The following is a 16,314-nucleotide window of genomic DNA, read 5'->3' on the forward strand; positions in this document are numbered from 1 at the left end:
GGCAAATCCTTCGGTGAAGATGGCCCGAGGATGGAAGAAGGAGACGGAATGACGGCTATTTCGCACGACCGGGCGAAGGATCTTCGACCCGCCGTCGACCTCGACGAGGTCGACCGTTCGATCGTCGACGCCCTCGCCGCCGATGCGCGGCTCACGAACGCGGAACTCGCCGCCCGCATCGGGGTGGCACCGTCGACCGCGCACGCCCGCACCCGCGCGCTGGTGGAGCGCGGGGTCCTCACCGGCTTCCACGCGAGCGTCGACCAGCGGGTCGTCGGTGCGGGACTCCAGGCGATGGTGCACGTGACACTGCGACCCGGCTCGCGCCACGAGAGCATCACGGAGTTCGCCCACGAGGTGCGCGGGCTCCCCCAGGTCATCCAGATGTTCTTCCTCGGCGGGTCGGACGACTTCCTCATCCACATCGCCGTCGCGGACTCCAGCGAGGTGCGGGCCTTCGTCGTCGAGCACCTCTCCGCGCAGCGCAGCGTCGCGAACACCCGGACGAGCATCATCTTCGACTACCACCGCAATCGCGTCGCCGCCCCGTTCCACTGAGCCGGTAACGACCCGCAACATTGGGCGGCACGCCGGGGCGGCCTGCTTATCCTCGGACCATGTCCGCTCAGAGCCTCCCCGTCCTCGACCTCTCACTGCTCGATCAGGGGCCCGAGGCCGCCGACGCGTTCCGTGCCGAACTGCGCCGGGTCACCCACGAGGTCGGGTTCTTCTACCTCACCGGCACGGGCGTCTCCTCCGAACTCGAGGCCCGCCTCCACCGCGCGGCGCGCGCCTTCTTCGCGCTGCCCGACGAGGCGAAGCTCGAGATCGAGAACGTGAAGAGCCCGCACTTCCGCGGGTACACGCGTATCGGCGGCGAGCGCACGCAGGGCCTCGTGGACTGGCGCGAGCAGATCGACATCGGACCGGAGCGCCCGGCGGTGACCGACCCGGACGCCCCCGCCTACGCCGCGCTCGTCGGACCCAACCTGTGGCCGAGCGCCCAGCCCGAACTCCGCGGGATCGCCGAGGAGTGGACGACGATCCTGTCGGACGTGGCCCGGACGCTCCTGCGCGCGTGGGCAGAGGCCCTCGGCGCACCCGCGACCTACTTCGACGACCACTTCGGCGAGGCGCAGACCCTGCTCAAGATCGTCCGCTACCCGGGGTCCGCTGCGCCCGAGCCCCAGCAGGGCGTCGGTGCGCACAAGGATGCGGGTGTCGTCACGCTGCTGTGGGTCGAGCCCGGCAAGGGCGGCCTGCAGGTCGAGCGCGACGGCGAATGGATCGACGCACCCGCCGTTCCGGGATCCTTCGTCGTCAACATCGGCGAACTGCTCGAACACGCCACCGGCGGGTACCTCACCGCGACCAACCATCGCGTCGTCTCGCCCCGGGCACCCGAGGACCGCATCTCGGTCCCGTTCTTCTTCAACCCGTCACTCGACGCCGAGCTGCCCGCGATCGACCTCCCGGCGGATCTGGCCGCGCAGGCGCGCGGGGTGTCGCAGGACCCCCGCAACCCCATCCACGGGCTCCACGGCGAGAACGCGCTGAAGTCGCGACTGCGGGCGCACCCGGACGTCGCCGCGATCTGGCACCCCGACCTTGTCGCCGCGCGGGCCTGATCCGGAACGACGAAGGCCGCCCCACACCGTGGGGCGGCCTTCTCAAGAATGTTTTGCGCGATTGAACGCTGGGTGCGGTGCCTTATCGACGGAGGCCGAGGCGCTCGATGAGCGAGCGGTAACGGTTGATGTCGACGTCCTGGAGGTAGCCCAGGAGACGGCGGCGCTGACCGACGAGCAGGAACAGCCCACGACGCGAGTGGTGGTCGTGCTTGTGCTCCTTGAGGTGCTCGGTGAGGTCCTTGATGCGCTGCGTCAGCATCGCGACCTGCACCTCGGGGGATCCGGTGTCACCGGGGTGCGTCGCGTACTCTTCGATGATCGCCTTCTTGACGTCTGCTTCCAGTGCCATAGGTGATCCCCTTCCTCTTCGTTGCGCGGCGCCCGACGCCTGATGCGTGGGCTCTCTTTATCCGCGGCCGATCGAACGGCAACCACAGGAGTCTACACGACGGGGACCGAGGTCACCGCCCGCCGTCAGTAGCGCGAGGTCACACCGAGGTACTCGTCCAGCGTGAGGCCGGTCTTCTTCAGATGCGTCGCCACCCCCATGCCGACGTACCGCAGGTGCCACGGCTCCCAGCGGTAGCCGGTCACCTTCTCCTCGCCTCGGGGGTACCGCACGATGAAGCCGTACCGATGCGCGTTCGCGGCCACCCACCGGCCGGCGCGGGTCTCGCCCCAGGACTGCGAGATCGAATTGACGTCGATGGCCAAACCGGTCTGATGCTCGCTGTGGCCGGGTCGCGCCGAGCGCCGTTCGGCCTCCGCCCTGCCGTGCTGACGGACCTTGCTCGCGAAGACGCTCTGCTGCGAGGCGTAGGAGCGGAAGCCCGAGATGATCGAGAGCGAGACGCCGTCCTTCCTGGCGTCGGCCCGCATCCTCGCCCAGGCGCTCGTCAGCTCCGGACGGAGCCCGTTGCCGTAGGAGGACGGCAACGGGATCGACTTGTTCACGATCAGGATGCCGCGGATGTACATCGGCTTGCCGGGGGCGACGGTGCGGACCGCGGGCGACCCCGCGGAACGCCACTGCGCGGTCGTCATCGGGGTCAGATAGCCGTCCATGCGGTGGAGGATCGAGGACCCCGTCGACAGGCGCACGAACGAATCGCCGGGGATCCGCGAGCGGATGGTCGTCTTCGGGCGGCCCGCCCGCGCGTACTCGGCCGCGCTGAGCGCTTCGACGGTGTCGATGCTCCGGTCGCCGGCCGAGGTCGGCCACGTGACGAGGCCGTAGACGATCGGGGACCATGCCGTCTTCGCGTAGACGACCGGAGCGCGCGCCACCTGCGGCTTCCCGGCGCGCCGGTACTCCGCGGCCGTGACCACCCGGTGCGATCCGTTCGTGCGGACGAAGTGCACGGCGGGCGACCAGGCGGCGCGGTACCAGCCGCCGGCCACCACGGAGCCCGCGCGCGGCGAACCCGCCGCGCGCCGCTCCGCCGACGTCATCTTCCTCGTCTTCCCGTCGGGCGTGCGCGCGTAAAGGTCCGACGGCCCGGACTGGTAGCGGAAGTAGCGCGTCGTCGGCACATGTCCCATCAGGCGGACCTTCGGCGAGCCGGCGCTCACGAACGACGTCCGATCGAGCGCGACGACCTTGTCGACACCGCGGTCGTCCGTGCCGTCCGGCCAGGTGATCAGTGCGTACACCTGAGGGGACCACGTCACCCGCCCATAGGTGACGGGAAGGGTGCGGATGCGGGGACTCCCAGCGGCCTTCCATTGCTCCCGCGACAGCGCGGTGACGCTGCCGTCCGTCCGGGTGCGGTAGACCCGCGGGTCGGTGGACCACGGCGTGCGGTAGTAGCCGTGGACCGTGACAGCCGGAGACGGGGAGGCCGTCGGTGTCGGGGTGGGCGTCGGTGCCTGGGTCGGCGTGGGCGAGGGCGTGCCGGTCGGCGCCGCGGTCTGCGCCGATGCCGCGCCGGGCGTCAGGACCACGGTCAGCGCGAGTACCGCCGCGGCGAGCACCACCGTCCACCGTGCCCGCGGGCGCTCGTTCCCCATGATGCTCACCTTAGGGCAGAGCCCGGGCGCACGTGTGGCCCGACCGAGGAACGGCCGGGCCACACGTGAGGCGTCGGATCAGGCGACGTCGAGCAGATCGATGATGAAGATCAGCGTCTTGCCGCCGAGGAAGTGTCCACCGGCGGGACCGTACGCGAGGTGCGGCGGGATGACGAGTTCACGCCGGCCGCCCACCTTCATCCCCGGGATCCCGTCCTGCCATCCCTGGATCAGGCCGCGGAGCGGGAACTGGATGCTCTCGCCGCGGTTCCAGGACGAGTCGAACTCCTCACCGGAGAGGTACTCGACGCCCACGTAGTGGACGGTGACGGTGTCGCCGGGCTTCGCCTCGACACCGTCCCCCTCGATCAGGTCGCGGACGACCAGGTCGGCGGGTGCGGGACCCTGAGGCGCGTCGATCTCGGGCTTGGTGCGGTCTGCAGTCATGAGTCCATCCAACCCGAGGCGCTCTCCGTGGTCAAAGCCGTCAGGCCTGGACGGAACCCTGGAGGTCGAGCTCGATGGTGACGTCCTTGCCGACGAGCACGCCGCCGGTCTCGAGCGCCGCGTTCCAGGTCAGACCGAAGTCCTCGCGGTTGATGACGGTCTTCGCCGTCGCACCCGCCTTGTAGTTGCCCCAGGGGTCGGTGCCGAAGCCACCGAAGTCGACCTCGAAGGTGACGGGCTTGGTGACGTCCTTGATCGTGAGGTCGCCGTCGACGAGGAAGTCGCCGCCCTCGACGCGCACACCGGTCGACGTGAAGGTGATCTCGGGGTAGGTCTCGACGTCGAAGAAGTCGGCGCTGCGGAGGTGGCCGTCGCGGCCCTCGTCCTTGGTGTCGAGCGATGCCGCGTCGACCTTCGCCTCGAGAGTGGCCTCGAGCGGGTTCTCGGGGGCGACGAGGGTCGCCTCCTTGACGTTGAAGTGGCCACGGACCTTCGAGATCATCATGTGGCGGACACTGAAGCCGACCTCGCTGTGCGAGGCGTCGAGGATCCAGGTCCCCGCCTTGTAGCCGGGGATGTCGAGGGTCGCGGTGGAGTCGGTCATGGTGGTCCTTCGTCTGGGGGCCCGGAATGCTCCGGCGGTCGAGAGGGCGAAACGTCGCCGCATCCGATCCTATTCCCCTGAATAGAAAAACCCGCCGCGGGCGGGGGTCTTGACAGCGTCGGGAGTGAGCGGGATCATTTTTCCAAGCCAACTCAGCGCCCGGAAGACTCGCAGGCATCGCCGCGGCACCGGGCGCTGAGTCTTTTCTCCGGCAGTCCCCCTCAGCGGGCGAGGACGTCGCCGCGGGCCCGCGTGGCGCGCTCGAGGTAAACACGCTCGTCGACGGCGGCCGCAGGGTCGCGGCCGGTCACCACGCGCTGCCGCGCGGCGGCCAGCGAGGTCGCCTCGGCGATGAAGCGCCGCATCGCCGCGGACCGGTCCCCCGGCAGCGTCCGCGCCCAGGCGACCGCACGCGCGCGACCGGCGCGGGTCGCCAGCATGTCGACCTCGCCGGGCGAGAACCACCCCGCCGCGGCGTAGTCGCCGAGTCGCGCGCGGGTCAACCGCGCCTCCTCGCGTCGCAGCAGGACGACACCGACGATGAACAGCACGAACAGCGGCACCTGGAGTGTCGTGTAGAGGGCGAAGAAGTCGGCGAACACGGCGGAACCGTTCCAGAGGGCGTGCAGAGCGATGGCCCCGACGATTCCGAGGAGCCACCGCGGTGTCCCCGCGGAGCCGCGGAGCCCGATCCGCGCGGCCCGGCCGAGCGCGTACCCCGTCACTGCCGTGAACATCACGTGCGCGAACGGCGACAGGACCCCACGGAGGAAGAACGTGTAGGCGGCGCTCTCGACACCCTCGGTGATGAGGCTGTCGGCGAAGTAGAGGATGTTCTCCGTGAAGGCGAACCCCGCCCCGACGAGGGCGCCGTAGACGACACCGTCCACCGGTCCGTCGAAGGCGCGGCGCGCGGCGACGAAGACGAGCAGCACCCCCGCGCCCTTGGCGAACTCCTCCACGATCGGCGCCTGCACGACGGCCGACAACGTCTCCGGCACCTGCGGGACGACGAGACCGATGACGAGGTCGACCGCCAGGGTGAGGGCGACGGATGCCACCGCCCCCCACGCGAGCGCGAACACCACCAGGCCGCGGGGCTCCGGCTCCCAGCGGTCGATGATCCGGACCGCGACCAGGACGAGCGCGAGCGGGACGAGCGCCAGGACCCCCGCGACGACCGCGGCGACGGGGCCGAGGAAGGTCAGGAAGTAGGCCGCGAGGCCGAGCGCCACCAAGACGAGCACGATGCCCACGATCCAGAGGACCGTCCGCCCGGCTCCCGGCGTGGGCACGGGCAGGTCCCGGCGCGGCGGAGCCGGCGGGGGCGTCGCCGGCATCGAATGGGTCGGCTGCGCGAGCGGCGACGGGAACGACATGCGCTCAGCCTAGGGGCGGGCGCGCACGAGCCGCCGCCGCGCACGGGAACGATAGCCTGGGACCATGCGCTTCGCCCACGTTGTCCCCGACGGAGTCGACGAGCCGCAGCTGGTCCTGGTCGAGGAGGATCGTGCGACGGTGGTGTCGCGCCTCTTCGACGGTGCACCCTCGCGCCTGCAGCGGCTCATCGAAGGAGGTGACGCCCTCCTCGCCCGCGTCCGGGACGCGGCCGCCGACCCCGAGGTCGAGTGGATGCCGCTGGGCTCCCCCGTGTTCGCGTCCGCGATCCTCGACACGCCCGTCACGATCGCCGTGGGCTTGAACTACGCCGCGCACTCGAGCGAGCTGGGACTGAAGGCGGACGCCGCTCCGACCATCTTCACGCTGTGGCCGGGCTCCCTGGGCGGGCACCGCCAGACGACCACCTGGCCACGTTCGCTGAGTCAGTCGGTCGACTACGAGGCCGAACTCGGTGTCGTGATCGGCCCAGCGGCCCGCGACGTCGCGCTCGAGGACGCACTCGACCACGTGTGGGGCTACACGGTCGTCAACGACATCACGGCCCGCGACATCCAGTTCTCCGAGGCGCAGTGGTCGCGGTGCAAGTCGTTCGACGGCTTCACCCCGACGGGCCCCTTCGTCGTGACGGCGGACGAAATCTCCGACCCGCAGGATCTGCACATCTGGGCCGTCGTCGACGGGCAGACGGTGCAGGATGCCTCGACGGGCCAGATGATCCACCCCGTCGCCAAGCTCGTCTCCTACCTTTCGCGGTCGGCGACCCTGCTCCCCGGCACCCTCATCTCGACCGGCTCCCCCGGTGGCGCGGGCTACTCCCGCGATCCGCAGATCTTCCTCCGCGACCGTTCGACGGTCACGGTCGGCATCGACGGCATCGGTGAGCTGACGACGTTCTGCCGGATCACCGACTGACCCGCAACGACGAGAGCCCCGGATGCCGCGCATCCAGGGCTCTCGTCGTTCCGAATCTCGGATCAGTAGCCGTTGCTCTCCAGCAGCTCCTGGCACGAGGTGGTGACACCCTGCCAGGTCACGCTTCCCGACGGGTCCTCGAAGCAGGCGTTGATCTGAGTGGTCAGATCGCCTCCGACGCTCGCCGCCAACGAGACGAGGGCGATGACGACGATGATCCCGATGATCAGCAGCACGACGCTCACGATGATCGCCGCGATCGCCAGACCGTTCTTCACGCCGGCCTTGCGGCTCTGCACGAGAGCCACGATGCCGAGGATGAGACCGATCACCTGGGTACCGGGGATGATGGCGAGGATCAGCGCGACGATCGCCATGGTGCGGCCGGGGGTCGATCCGCCCGAGGGGGCGGCGTTGTACTGCGGCGCGTTGCTGTAGGCGGGCGCTTCGTAGGCCGGCGGTGCCGGGGGGACGTTCTGGGAGTTCGGCTGGTTGGGATCAGTCATGGAAGTGTCCTTCTGGTCGGTCATCGGCCGGGATTACGACCCCGACGCTAGCGTTCACCGTTCTCCCAGACAACCGGCAATCAGTGCTGCTCCACGTCACCCGGTTTCGTGATAACGGGGATCGCCCGCGTGACCGCCTGCAGCCCCGACAGGCGTGCCGGCGACAGCTGCTTGTCCACCTCGTCGCGCGACATCAGGCCGGCTTCGACGACGAGGTCGCCGACGTTCCGCTTGGTGAGCAGCGCGGTCTTGGCCAGGGCCGCGGCGGCGGTGTAGCCGATGAACGGCGTCAGTGCCGTGATGACGCCGACCGACGACCCGACCATCGTCCCGAGGCGTTCGCGGTTGGCCGTGATGCCGTCGACGCAGTTGACCCGCAGCGTGCGCATACCGCGACGCATCCAGGTGATCGACTGGAAGATCGAGTGCGCGATCACCGGCTCGAACGCGTTCAGCTGCAGCTGCCCGCCCTCGACGGCCATCGTCACCGTCAGGTCGGCGCCCGCGACGGCGAAGGCGACCTGGTTGACGACCTCGGGGATGACCGGGTTCACCTTGCCGGGCATGATGCTCGAGCCGGCCTGCCGGGGCGGGAGGTTGATCTCGCCGAAGCCCGCCTGCGGGCCGCTCGAGAGGAGCCGCAGGTCGTTGCTGATCTTGGAGAGCTTGATGGCGTTGCGCTTGAGCGACGACGAGAACGACATGAAGGCACCGGTATCGCTCGTCGACTCCACGAGGTCCTCGGCGGTCTCGAGGTCGAGTCCGCTGATCTCGCGCAGGTGGCGGAGCACCGAGCCGGAGTAGTCGGGGTGCGTCGTGATGCCGGTGCCGATGGCCGTCGCACCCATGTTGATCTCGTAGAGCAGGTACGCGTTCTCGCGGAGCCGGTGGTAGTCCTCCCCCAGCGTCGTCGCGAAGCCGTGGAACTCCTGCCCGAGCGTCATGGGCACGGCATCCTGCAACTGGGTGCGGCCGACCTTGAGCACGTCGTGGAACTCGTCGGCCTTCTTCAGGAAGGCCTGCCGCAGCAGGTCGAGCTCCTCGAGGAGGGACTGCAGGTCGAGGCCGAGGCCGACCTTGATCGCCGTCGGGTAGACGTCGTTCGTCGACTGACTGCGGTTCGTGTGGTCGATCGGCGAGAGGAACGCGTAGTCGCCTTTCGCACGGCCGGCCATCTCGAGCGCGATGTTGGTGATGACCTCGTTCGCGTTCATGTTGGTCGAGGTGCCGGCCCCGCCCTGGATGACGCCCACGACGAACTGGTCGTGGAACTCGCCGTCGATGACGCGCTGCGCCGCACGGTCGATGAGGTCGGCGCGGGATGCCTCCAGCACGCCGATCTCCTTGTTGGCGCGCGCGGAGGCCTGCTTGACCATCGCGAGGGCGACGACGAGGTCGCGGTAGACGGAGATGGGCCGCATCGAGATCGGGAAATTCTCGAGCGCTCTCGCGGTGTGGATGCCCCAGTAGGCGTCGGCGGGGATCTCCATCGATCCCAGGGAGTCGGTCTCGGTACGCGTCATCGCGTCAGGTGCCATTGCGGTGTCCTTGTGGGTCACAGGGTGCGGGGATAGGACGAGCCTATCCCCGCACCCCCCGACCTCAGCGGTTGACGCTCGACATGTCGGCGTAGCGGTCGCCGACCGCCGGCCCGACCCCGCTCAGCCGGCGCAGCTGGTCGTCCGTGAGCGCGAGCTCGGTGGCGCCGATGTTCTCGTCGACGCGCTCGAGCTTGCGCGTCCCCGGGATGGGCACGATGTCCTCGCCCTGCGCGAGGAGCCAGGCGAGCGCGACCTGAGCGGGGGTCGCGTCCACCTCGCCCGCGACGCCTTCGATGACGTCCACGATCCGCAGGTTGGCGGCGAGCGCCTCGTCCTCGAACCGCGGGTTGTTCCGACGGAAGTCGTCCTCGTCGAGCTGGTCGACCGAGCGGATCCGACCCGTCAGGAAGCCGCGCCCGAGCGGCGAGTACGGCACGAACCCGATGCCGAGCTCGCGCAGCGCGGGCAGCAGCTCGGCCTCGGGATCGCGGGTCCAGAGCGAGTACTCGGTCTGCACGGCGGTCATCGGATGCACCGCGTGAGCGCGCCGGATGGTGGCGACGGATGCCTCGGACAGCCCGTATCCGCCGATCTTGCCCTCCCGGACGAGGTCGGCCAGCACACCGACCGTGTCCTCGATCGGGACGGACGGGTCCATGCGGTGCTGGTAGTACAGGTCGATGCGATCGGTCTGCAGCCGGCGGAGCGACCCCTCGACGGCGGTCCGGACGTTGTCGGGACTGCCGTCGATGCCCGGCTGGTCGCCGTCGGTGTGGCGGATGGTCCCGAACTTGGTCGCGATGACGACCTCGTCGCGGCGGCCGGCCTCGGCGAGGGTGCGACCCAGCAGCTCCTCGTTCGTGTACGGCCCATACATCTCCGCCGTGTCGAGGAGGGTGACGCCGCGGTCCAAGGCGCCGAGGATCGTCCGGGCACCGCCGGCGTCGTCCTGTCCGGCGCCGGTGTAGAAGGCGCTGATCCCCATGAGTCCGAGGCCGATGCGGCCGACCCGGGGACCGTTCTGGCCGAGTGCGGTGGTCTTCATGATGCGGTGATCTCCTTGTCATAGATGTCGATCTTGTGGTCGATGGCGGCGAGACTCAGCGTGACCTCCTCGAGCCGGCGGCGGACGACCTCCCGGTGCTCGACGAGCAGTCGATGCCGTTCCGCGATCGTCGCGTCCCCCTCGCGCACGAGCTCGGTGTAGCGACGCATGGTGGCGATCGGCATCCCGGTCCAGCGGAGCCGCGTGAGGAAGCGGATCCAGGCGAGGTCCGCCTCCGAGTAGCGCCGGTGGGTCGAGGAGGTCCGGTCCACGGGATGCAGCATCAGGCCCGCACGCTCGTAGTAGCGGAGGGTGTGCGCGCTGACGCCGGTCGCGTCCGCCGCTTCGGCGATGGAGGCGCCGGCAGAGGTGGAGAGGAGGGACATGCCCTCACGGTAGGACTTCGAGTGCGCGCGAAGTCAAGAGGCTCAGGCGGGCTTGCGGGAGAAGGCCTCGAGGCGCTCGTCCGGTGTGAGGGCGGCCATCCGCTCCACCCACTCGGCCGAGAAGTAGTCCCCCGTCGGCGCCTCGACCACGGGGACGACCGTGTGCGTGATCGTGTCGTCGTAGACGTGCACGAGGTGGAAGGACTGTCCGGCATCCATGCCGTTCACCTCGGTCGCCGGTCGCTGCAGGTTCATCGTGTAGCAGGTCGCGGAGGCGACGCTCACGGGGATGCCGGCGAAGGTGCCCGAGGTCGAGTAGTGCAGGTGACCGGCCAGGATGCCGCGCACGTCGGTGCCGGCGAGCACGGCCGCCAGCTCGTCCTGCTCCCGGAGCTCGAGGATGTCGAAGAACGGGATGTGGCTCGGGATCGGCGGATGGTGCAACGCGAGCAGCGTGCCGAGCGGCGCCGGCTCGGCGAGCACCTCCCGGAGCCACTCGCGCTGCGCCGCATCGACGAGGCCGTGATGCCAGCCGGGGACGGTGGAGTCGAGGACGACCAGTCGCAGCCCGTCCAGGTCGTGGACCGCGGTGAGCGGCGCTTCGGAGCCCGGCTCATCGAAGAGCACCTCCCGCAGGGCGGGTCGCTCGTCGTGATTGCCCGCGACCCACACGACCGGCGCATCCAGCTGCTCGGCCATCGGTTCCACGAGCTCGCGCAGCCGGCGGTAGGCGGCGGGCTCTCCCAGGTCGGTGAGATCGCCCGTCACGACGATCGCGTCGGGGCGGATGCCGGTGCGCTCGACGGCTGCGAGGGCTGCCGCAACACCGCCCGTGGCGTCGTAGGCGCCACCGAGCGGGCGATCGCCGGCGAGCAGATGGGTGTCGCTCAGATGGACGATCGTGCGGACGGCGGGCGCGTGGCGGCCGAAGGAGACGGGCTGCATGCCGCCCAGCCTATTGACGCCCCCGGACGCGCGGCGATCAGTGGTTGAACAGGATGAGCAGGAGCCCGCCCAGCACGACCAGGCCGCAGACCGCGAACGCGGCGTACGCCCCGACGAGGGCGATGCGCTTCTGCGCCGGGCTCAGCGGGTTCTTCTTGGCGGCCTTCTTGGCGGCCTTGGCGGCCCGCTTCTGCTCTTTCGGCGTCATCACGGTCAGCGCGTCGGTGAAGGTGGCCGGGATGACCACCGGCACCCGTCCCGCCCGAACCAGCAGACGCAGACCGATCGCGTAGAAGGCGACCACCGTCGCGGCGGCGAGGAGCGCCGCGACGAAGACCTGGACGAAGGCGAGCCAGTTGACGTCGACGCTCATCGGGTTCCCTCCTCGTCGGATGCGGCGGCGGACTGCGCGACGCGCTGCTGACGGCGCGTGGGGGGCGGTTCCTCCGTGAGATCGACGGCGGCACCCGAGTCGGCCACCTCGCTGCTCATCGCGTTCGCCGCGGTGACCTCGTTGCGCCGGGACCGCAGGAAGATCGCGAGCACGACGGCGACGGCCACGACGGCGCCGATGATGACGCCGATCAGCTCACCCGGTCCCTCGCCGAAGAGGTTCTCGAGTCCGACGATGAGGAGGGCGGCCAGTGCGCCGACGATGCCGGCGGCCGGAAGCGTGAGGACCCACCCGACCGTGATGCGCCCGACGGTGCGCCAGCGCACGCTCGACCCGCGGCGACCGAGGCCCGACCCGATGACGGACCCCGAGGCGACCTGCGTCGTCGACAGGGCGAAGCCGAGCGCGCTCGAGGCGAGGATCGTCGACGCGGTGGATGCCTCCGCCGAGAAGCCCTGTGCGGGCTTGACGTCGGTGAGGCCCTTGCCGAGCGTGCGGATGATGCGCCACCCGCCCATGTACGTGCCGAGAGCGATCGTGAACGCGCACGCGAAGATGACCCAGAGCTCGGGCTCGGACTGCGTCTGCCACCCGACCGTGATGAGGGCGAGGGTGATGACGCCCATCGTCTTCTGCGCGTCGTTGGTGCCGTGCGCGAGGGCGACGAGCGACGACGTGAAGATCTGACCCCAGCGGAAGCCGTCGCGGCCGTCCGGCTTGTTGTCGTAGCGGCGGGTGACGGCGTAGGCGATCTTCGTGGCGGCGAAGGCGATGATGCCGGCCGTGAGGGGGGCGATGAGGGCGGGGAGGACGACCTTCGACAGGACGACACCGACGTTGATCGCGCTGACGGACGCGCCGACGATCGTCGCCCCGATGAGGCCGCCGAAGAGTGCGTGCGAGGAGCTCGAAGGAAGGCCGAGCAGCCAGGTGAGCATGTTCCATGTGATGGCGCCGATCAGCCCGGCGAAGATGATCGCGGGGAAGATCGAGGGCGAGAGCTGATCCTCGCGGATCATGCCGCCCGAGATCGTCTTGGCGACCTCGGTCGACAGGAATGCGCCGACGAGGTTGAGGATGGCAGCCAGGAGCACCGCGACCTTGGGCTTGAGTGCGCCCGTCGCGATGGGTGTCGCCATCGCGTTCGCCGTGTCGTGGAAGCCGTTGGTGAAGTCGAAGAAGAGTGCCAGTGCGATGACCAGGACGACGATGAGTGCTGCGGTCTCCACAGTTCGCTTTCCGTCGGGAATCGGGGGAACGGGTGCCGCGGCGATCGGCGTTGCGAACGAAAAGTTCACCCAGACGTCACCAGGGGTTCAATCGGGCCTGGGAAATCCTCGCACACGATCCGCCATGGCATAACCCGCGCGCGCCCGCGAGGGTCGGTTAGCGTGGTCGGGTGACCTCCGAAGCCGTGACACCGCCCGTCGCCGACCGCCGCCCGTTCACCCGCACGCACCACGGAGACGACGTCTCGGACCCCTACGAGTGGCTGCGCGCGAAGGACGACGAGACCGTCATCGGCCACCTCGAGGCGGAGAACGACTACACCGACAGCCGTACGGCGCACCTCGCCGGCCTCCGCGAGCGGATCTTCGAGGAGATCAAGGGCCGCACGCTCGAAACCGACCTCTCCGTCCCCTCGCGCCGCGGGCAGTGGTGGTACTACGGCCGCACCGTCGAGGGCAAGCAGTACGGCATCAACTGCCGCGCCCCCATCGCGGACGTCGCGGACTGGACGCCGCCCGTGCTCTCCCCCGACACCGACGTCCCCGGCGAGCAGGTGCTCCTGGACGGCAACGTCGAGGCCGAGGGCCACGACTTCTTCTCGCTCGGCAGCCTCGACGTCTCGAACGACGGCACCCGGATGCTCTACGCCGTCGACGTCGCCGGTGACGAGCGCTACACCCTCCGCATCCGCGACCTGGTGACCGGCGACGACCTCGCCGACGTCATCGAGAACACCTTCTCCGGCGCGGTCTTCTCCCCCGACGGCCGTCACGTCGTCTACACGACCGTCGACGACGCCTGGCGACCCGACACCGTCTGGCTGCACGAAGTGGGGACGGATGCCGCATCCGACCGCGTCATCTTCACCGAACCCGACGAGCGGTACTGGGTCGGCGCCGGCTTCACGCGCAGCGACCGCTTCCTCGTCATCGGGGTGGGGTCCTCCATCACCTCGGAGGAGTTCCTCGTCCCGGCCGACGACCTCACGGCGGAGCCCCGATCTGTGTGGCCGCGCCGCGAGGGCGTCGAGTACTCGCTGACCCACGCGGTGATCGACGGGGAGGACGTGCTCTACATCCTCCACAACGACGGCGCGCTGGACTTCGAGCTGGTGCGGGTAGCGGCATCCGACCCCACCGGGCAGCGGCACGTCGTGCTGCCGCACCAGCCGGGTCGGCGGTTGCTCGACGCGTCCGCCTACCGCGACTGGGCGGTCGTCGAGTACCGCCGCGAGGGCCTCGCCCGCGTCGGGATCCTCGACTACGCCACCGATGAGGTCACCGAGATCGCCTTCGACGAGCCGCTGTACGCCGCCGGGGCGAGCGGATCGTCGGAGTGGGCGCCCCCGGTCATCCGTCTCGGTTACGCCTCGTTCGTGACGCCCGGCACGGTGTACGACTACGTCGTGGCGACGGGCGAGCTCCTGCTGCGCAAGAGCCAGCCGGTCCTCGGCGGGTACGACCCGGCCGACTACGGTCAGGAACGGGTCTGGGCGACCGCCGACGACGGCACGCGCGTCCCCGTTTCTCTCGTGTGGAAGCGGTCGTTCGGCGAACCGGGAGCGGCGCCCCGCCCCCTGCACCTCTACGGCTACGGCTCGTACGAGCACTCCATCGAGCCCGGATTCTCGGTCGCCCGCCTGTCGATGCTGGACCGTGGCGTGATCTTCGCGATCGCCCACGTCCGCGGCGGTGGCGAGATGGGGCGCCAGTGGTACGAGGAGGGCAAGCTGCTGCACAAGCGGAACACCTTCACGGACTTCGTCGCCGTCGGCCGTCACCTCGTCGCCGAGGGGTACACCTCCCCCGACCGCCTGGTCGCGGAGGGCGGCTCCGCCGGCGGTCTGCTCATGGGCGCCGTGGCGAACCTCGCCCCCGACCTGTTCGCGGGCATCCTCGCCGGCGTCCCGTTCGTCGACGCGCTGACGACGATCCTCGACCCGTCCCTCCCGCTCACCGTGATCGAGTGGGACGAGTGGGGCGACCCACTGCACGACGCCGACGTGTACGCCTACATGAAGTCGTACACCCCCTACGAGAACGTGCAGGAGGGCGTCCGGTACCCCCGCATCCTCGCCGTCACCTCGCTCAACGACACCCGGGTGCTCTACGTCGAGCCGGCGAAGTGGGTCGCGCGGCTGCGCGAGGTCGGTGCGGACGCCCTGCTCAAGTGCGAGATGGTGGCGGGGCACGGTGGCGTCAGCGGGCGGTACAACTCGTGGCGCGAGCGCGCGTTCGAGCTCGCCTGGCTCCTCGACGTCCTGGGACTGGCCGACGCGGACTGACACTGTAAGCGGGGCCGTGGGTACGATGCCCCCATGGCACCCGTTCCCCGCTACCGCGCGGCGGTCCGCATCGATCTCGACCTCGTCTGCGCGCACCCCGACGATCTCGTCGGCGGCATGGACGACGCGTCACGGATGTCCGCGTCGTCGATGGATGCCGAGGACGCGCTGCTGTCGCTGATCGAGGTGTCGGTGGCCGACGGCGCGCAGCACCTGGTGCGGATCGCGTCCACGAGCTCGTCGATCGTGGACTCGGAGTGGCAGGGCACGTCGGGGACCCTTCCCGAGGGCTCGTCGGACACCGCGCGGGTCGCCCGGGCCGGCGCGCGCCTGGCCGGCATCGACTGGGCGCTCGACGAGCTCTTCGGCGGTTCGACGAGTGAGGCCACGGCATCCGAGCTGCGTCAGCGGACGATCATCAAAGGTCTCGTCTGGAACGCCTCGGTCCTGGTCGTCGACTGCCTCTTCGACGACGTGCGGCAGCTCGCGGACGCGGCAGACGACCGATCCGCCTGGCGGGAGACGCATGTGATCTCGCAGCTGCCTCCGCAGTACGCCACGCACTACGACCGGGCGTTCGCGCAGAAGTTCCTCGCCGCCACGATCGAGGTCACCTCCCGGCTCAGCGCCTCACCCGTGTACCCTCCCACCGTCGCCCACGAGCTGGCGCTGAAGCTCGTGCTCGACGAGGCGGCGCGCAGCGCCGAACGCCTCACCGGCGACCTGCCGGAGGGCTGGCGCGAGCACCTGGACACCGTGCTGTTCCAGGACCTCGATGCGGAGTCCCTCTTCGTCGATCAGGATGCGTCGAGCAAGCAGGATGCCGCCGCCGCGACTCCTCCGCTCGACTTCGCGAGCTGGTTCATCCCGTATGCGCACGCGCCGGCGCCGGCGCCGTACGCGAGCGACGATCTCAAGGAACCATCCCGCGGCTAGCACGCTCGGCCGCGTCAGGCAATTGTCAGTTTTGCCCGCGCC

At 69.9% G+C, this 16,314-nt stretch carries 17 protein-coding genes; 5 read left to right on the forward strand and 12 right to left on the reverse strand.

Annotation, left to right across the window (positions count from 1 at the left end):
- Window positions 1–48 precede the first annotated feature (48 nt).
- Entirely contained in the window at window positions 49–558 is a 510-nt protein-coding gene (locus Q9S71_RS00390; protein WP_311289751.1) for an Lrp/AsnC family transcriptional regulator, read from the forward strand.
- Between the two features lie 59 nt (window positions 559–617).
- A complete protein-coding gene (locus Q9S71_RS00395) occupies window positions 618–1,628 on the forward strand; it encodes an isopenicillin N synthase family dioxygenase (protein ID WP_311859968.1) in 1,011 nt (336 codons plus the stop codon).
- An 82-nt stretch (window positions 1,629–1,710) separates the two neighbouring features.
- Here Q9S71_RS00395 and rpsO read toward each other — a convergent pair whose 3' ends face one another.
- From rpsO to Q9S71_RS00420, 5 genes are all read right to left on the reverse strand, one after another.
- Entirely contained in the window at window positions 1,711–1,980 is a 270-nt protein-coding gene (gene rpsO / locus Q9S71_RS00400) for a 30S ribosomal protein S15 (protein ID WP_018187174.1), read from the reverse strand.
- Window positions 1,981–2,105: 125 nt separating this feature from the next.
- Entirely contained in the window at window positions 2,106–3,641 is a 1,536-nt protein-coding gene (locus Q9S71_RS00405; RefSeq protein WP_311859969.1) for a M15 family metallopeptidase, read from the reverse strand.
- Window positions 3,642–3,719: 78 nt separating this feature from the next.
- A complete protein-coding gene (locus tag Q9S71_RS00410) occupies window positions 3,720–4,088 on the reverse strand; it encodes an FKBP-type peptidyl-prolyl cis-trans isomerase (protein ID WP_217531400.1) in 369 nt (122 codons plus the stop codon).
- 40 nt (window positions 4,089–4,128) lie between these two features.
- Window positions 4,129–4,692, reverse strand: coding sequence for a YceI family protein (locus tag Q9S71_RS00415; RefSeq protein WP_064003157.1), 564 nt, complete (start codon window positions 4,690–4,692; stop codon window positions 4,129–4,131).
- 221 nt (window positions 4,693–4,913) lie between these two features.
- Window positions 4,914–6,071, reverse strand: coding sequence for a PrsW family intramembrane metalloprotease (locus tag Q9S71_RS00420; RefSeq protein WP_311859970.1), 1,158 nt, complete (start codon window positions 6,069–6,071; stop codon window positions 4,914–4,916).
- A gap of 64 nt (window positions 6,072–6,135) precedes the next feature.
- On the opposite strand from Q9S71_RS00420, the gene Q9S71_RS00425 reads away from it, so the two are divergent.
- A complete protein-coding gene (locus Q9S71_RS00425; RefSeq protein ID WP_311285563.1) occupies window positions 6,136–7,005 on the forward strand; it encodes a fumarylacetoacetate hydrolase family protein in 870 nt (289 codons plus the stop codon).
- A 62-nt stretch (window positions 7,006–7,067) separates the two neighbouring features.
- Here Q9S71_RS00425 and Q9S71_RS00430 read toward each other — a convergent pair whose 3' ends face one another.
- The 7 genes from Q9S71_RS00430 to Q9S71_RS00460 all read right to left on the reverse strand — a co-directional run bounded on the left by Q9S71_RS00430 (window position 7,068) and on the right by Q9S71_RS00460 (window position 13,051).
- Window positions 7,068–7,511, reverse strand: a complete 444-nt coding sequence (locus Q9S71_RS00430; RefSeq protein ID WP_311859971.1) for a DUF4190 domain-containing protein — start codon at window positions 7,509–7,511, stop codon at window positions 7,068–7,070.
- Between the two features lie 80 nt (window positions 7,512–7,591).
- Complete coding sequence (locus Q9S71_RS00435) at window positions 7,592–9,049, reverse strand: aspartate ammonia-lyase (RefSeq protein ID WP_311859972.1); 1,458 nt, start codon at window positions 9,047–9,049, stop codon at window positions 7,592–7,594.
- A gap of 64 nt (window positions 9,050–9,113) precedes the next feature.
- A complete protein-coding gene (locus Q9S71_RS00440) occupies window positions 9,114–10,097 on the reverse strand; it encodes an aldo/keto reductase (RefSeq protein ID WP_311859973.1) in 984 nt (327 codons plus the stop codon).
- Entirely contained in the window at window positions 10,094–10,483 is a 390-nt protein-coding gene (locus tag Q9S71_RS00445) for a MerR family transcriptional regulator (protein ID WP_311859974.1), read from the reverse strand. The genes Q9S71_RS00440 and Q9S71_RS00445 overlap by 4 nt, the downstream gene beginning before the upstream one ends.
- Window positions 10,484–10,525: 42 nt before the next feature.
- Window positions 10,526–11,428, reverse strand: coding sequence for a phosphodiesterase (locus tag Q9S71_RS00450; RefSeq protein ID WP_311859975.1), 903 nt, complete (start codon window positions 11,426–11,428; stop codon window positions 10,526–10,528).
- Between the two features lie 37 nt (window positions 11,429–11,465).
- Window positions 11,466–11,801 (reverse strand): peptidase, encoded by a 336-nt coding sequence (locus Q9S71_RS00455; RefSeq protein WP_311859976.1) that lies wholly within the window; start codon window positions 11,799–11,801, stop codon window positions 11,466–11,468.
- A complete protein-coding gene (locus Q9S71_RS00460) occupies window positions 11,798–13,051 on the reverse strand; it encodes an inorganic phosphate transporter (protein WP_064003148.1) in 1,254 nt (417 codons plus the stop codon). Before Q9S71_RS00460 ends, Q9S71_RS00455 begins: the two co-directional genes overlap by 4 nt.
- A 185-nt stretch (window positions 13,052–13,236) precedes the next feature.
- On the opposite strand from Q9S71_RS00460, the gene Q9S71_RS00465 reads away from it, so the two are divergent.
- Both Q9S71_RS00465 and Q9S71_RS00470 read left to right on the forward strand, forming a co-directional pair.
- The gene (locus Q9S71_RS00465) at window positions 13,237–15,336 is read left to right on the forward strand and encodes a S9 family peptidase (RefSeq protein ID WP_422880340.1); all 2,100 of its coding nucleotides are present in this window, start codon (window positions 13,237–13,239) and stop codon (window positions 15,334–15,336) included.
- Window positions 15,337–15,369: 33 nt separating this feature from the next.
- Entirely contained in the window at window positions 15,370–16,272 is a 903-nt protein-coding gene (locus Q9S71_RS00470) for a hypothetical protein (protein ID WP_064003147.1), read from the forward strand.
- The last annotated feature ends 42 nt before the right edge of the window (window positions 16,273–16,314 follow it).

Origin of the sequence: Microbacterium gawkjiense (assembly GCF_031932225.1) — a bacterium.
GTDB lineage: Bacteria > Actinomycetota > Actinomycetes > Actinomycetales > Microbacteriaceae > Microbacterium > Microbacterium gawkjiense.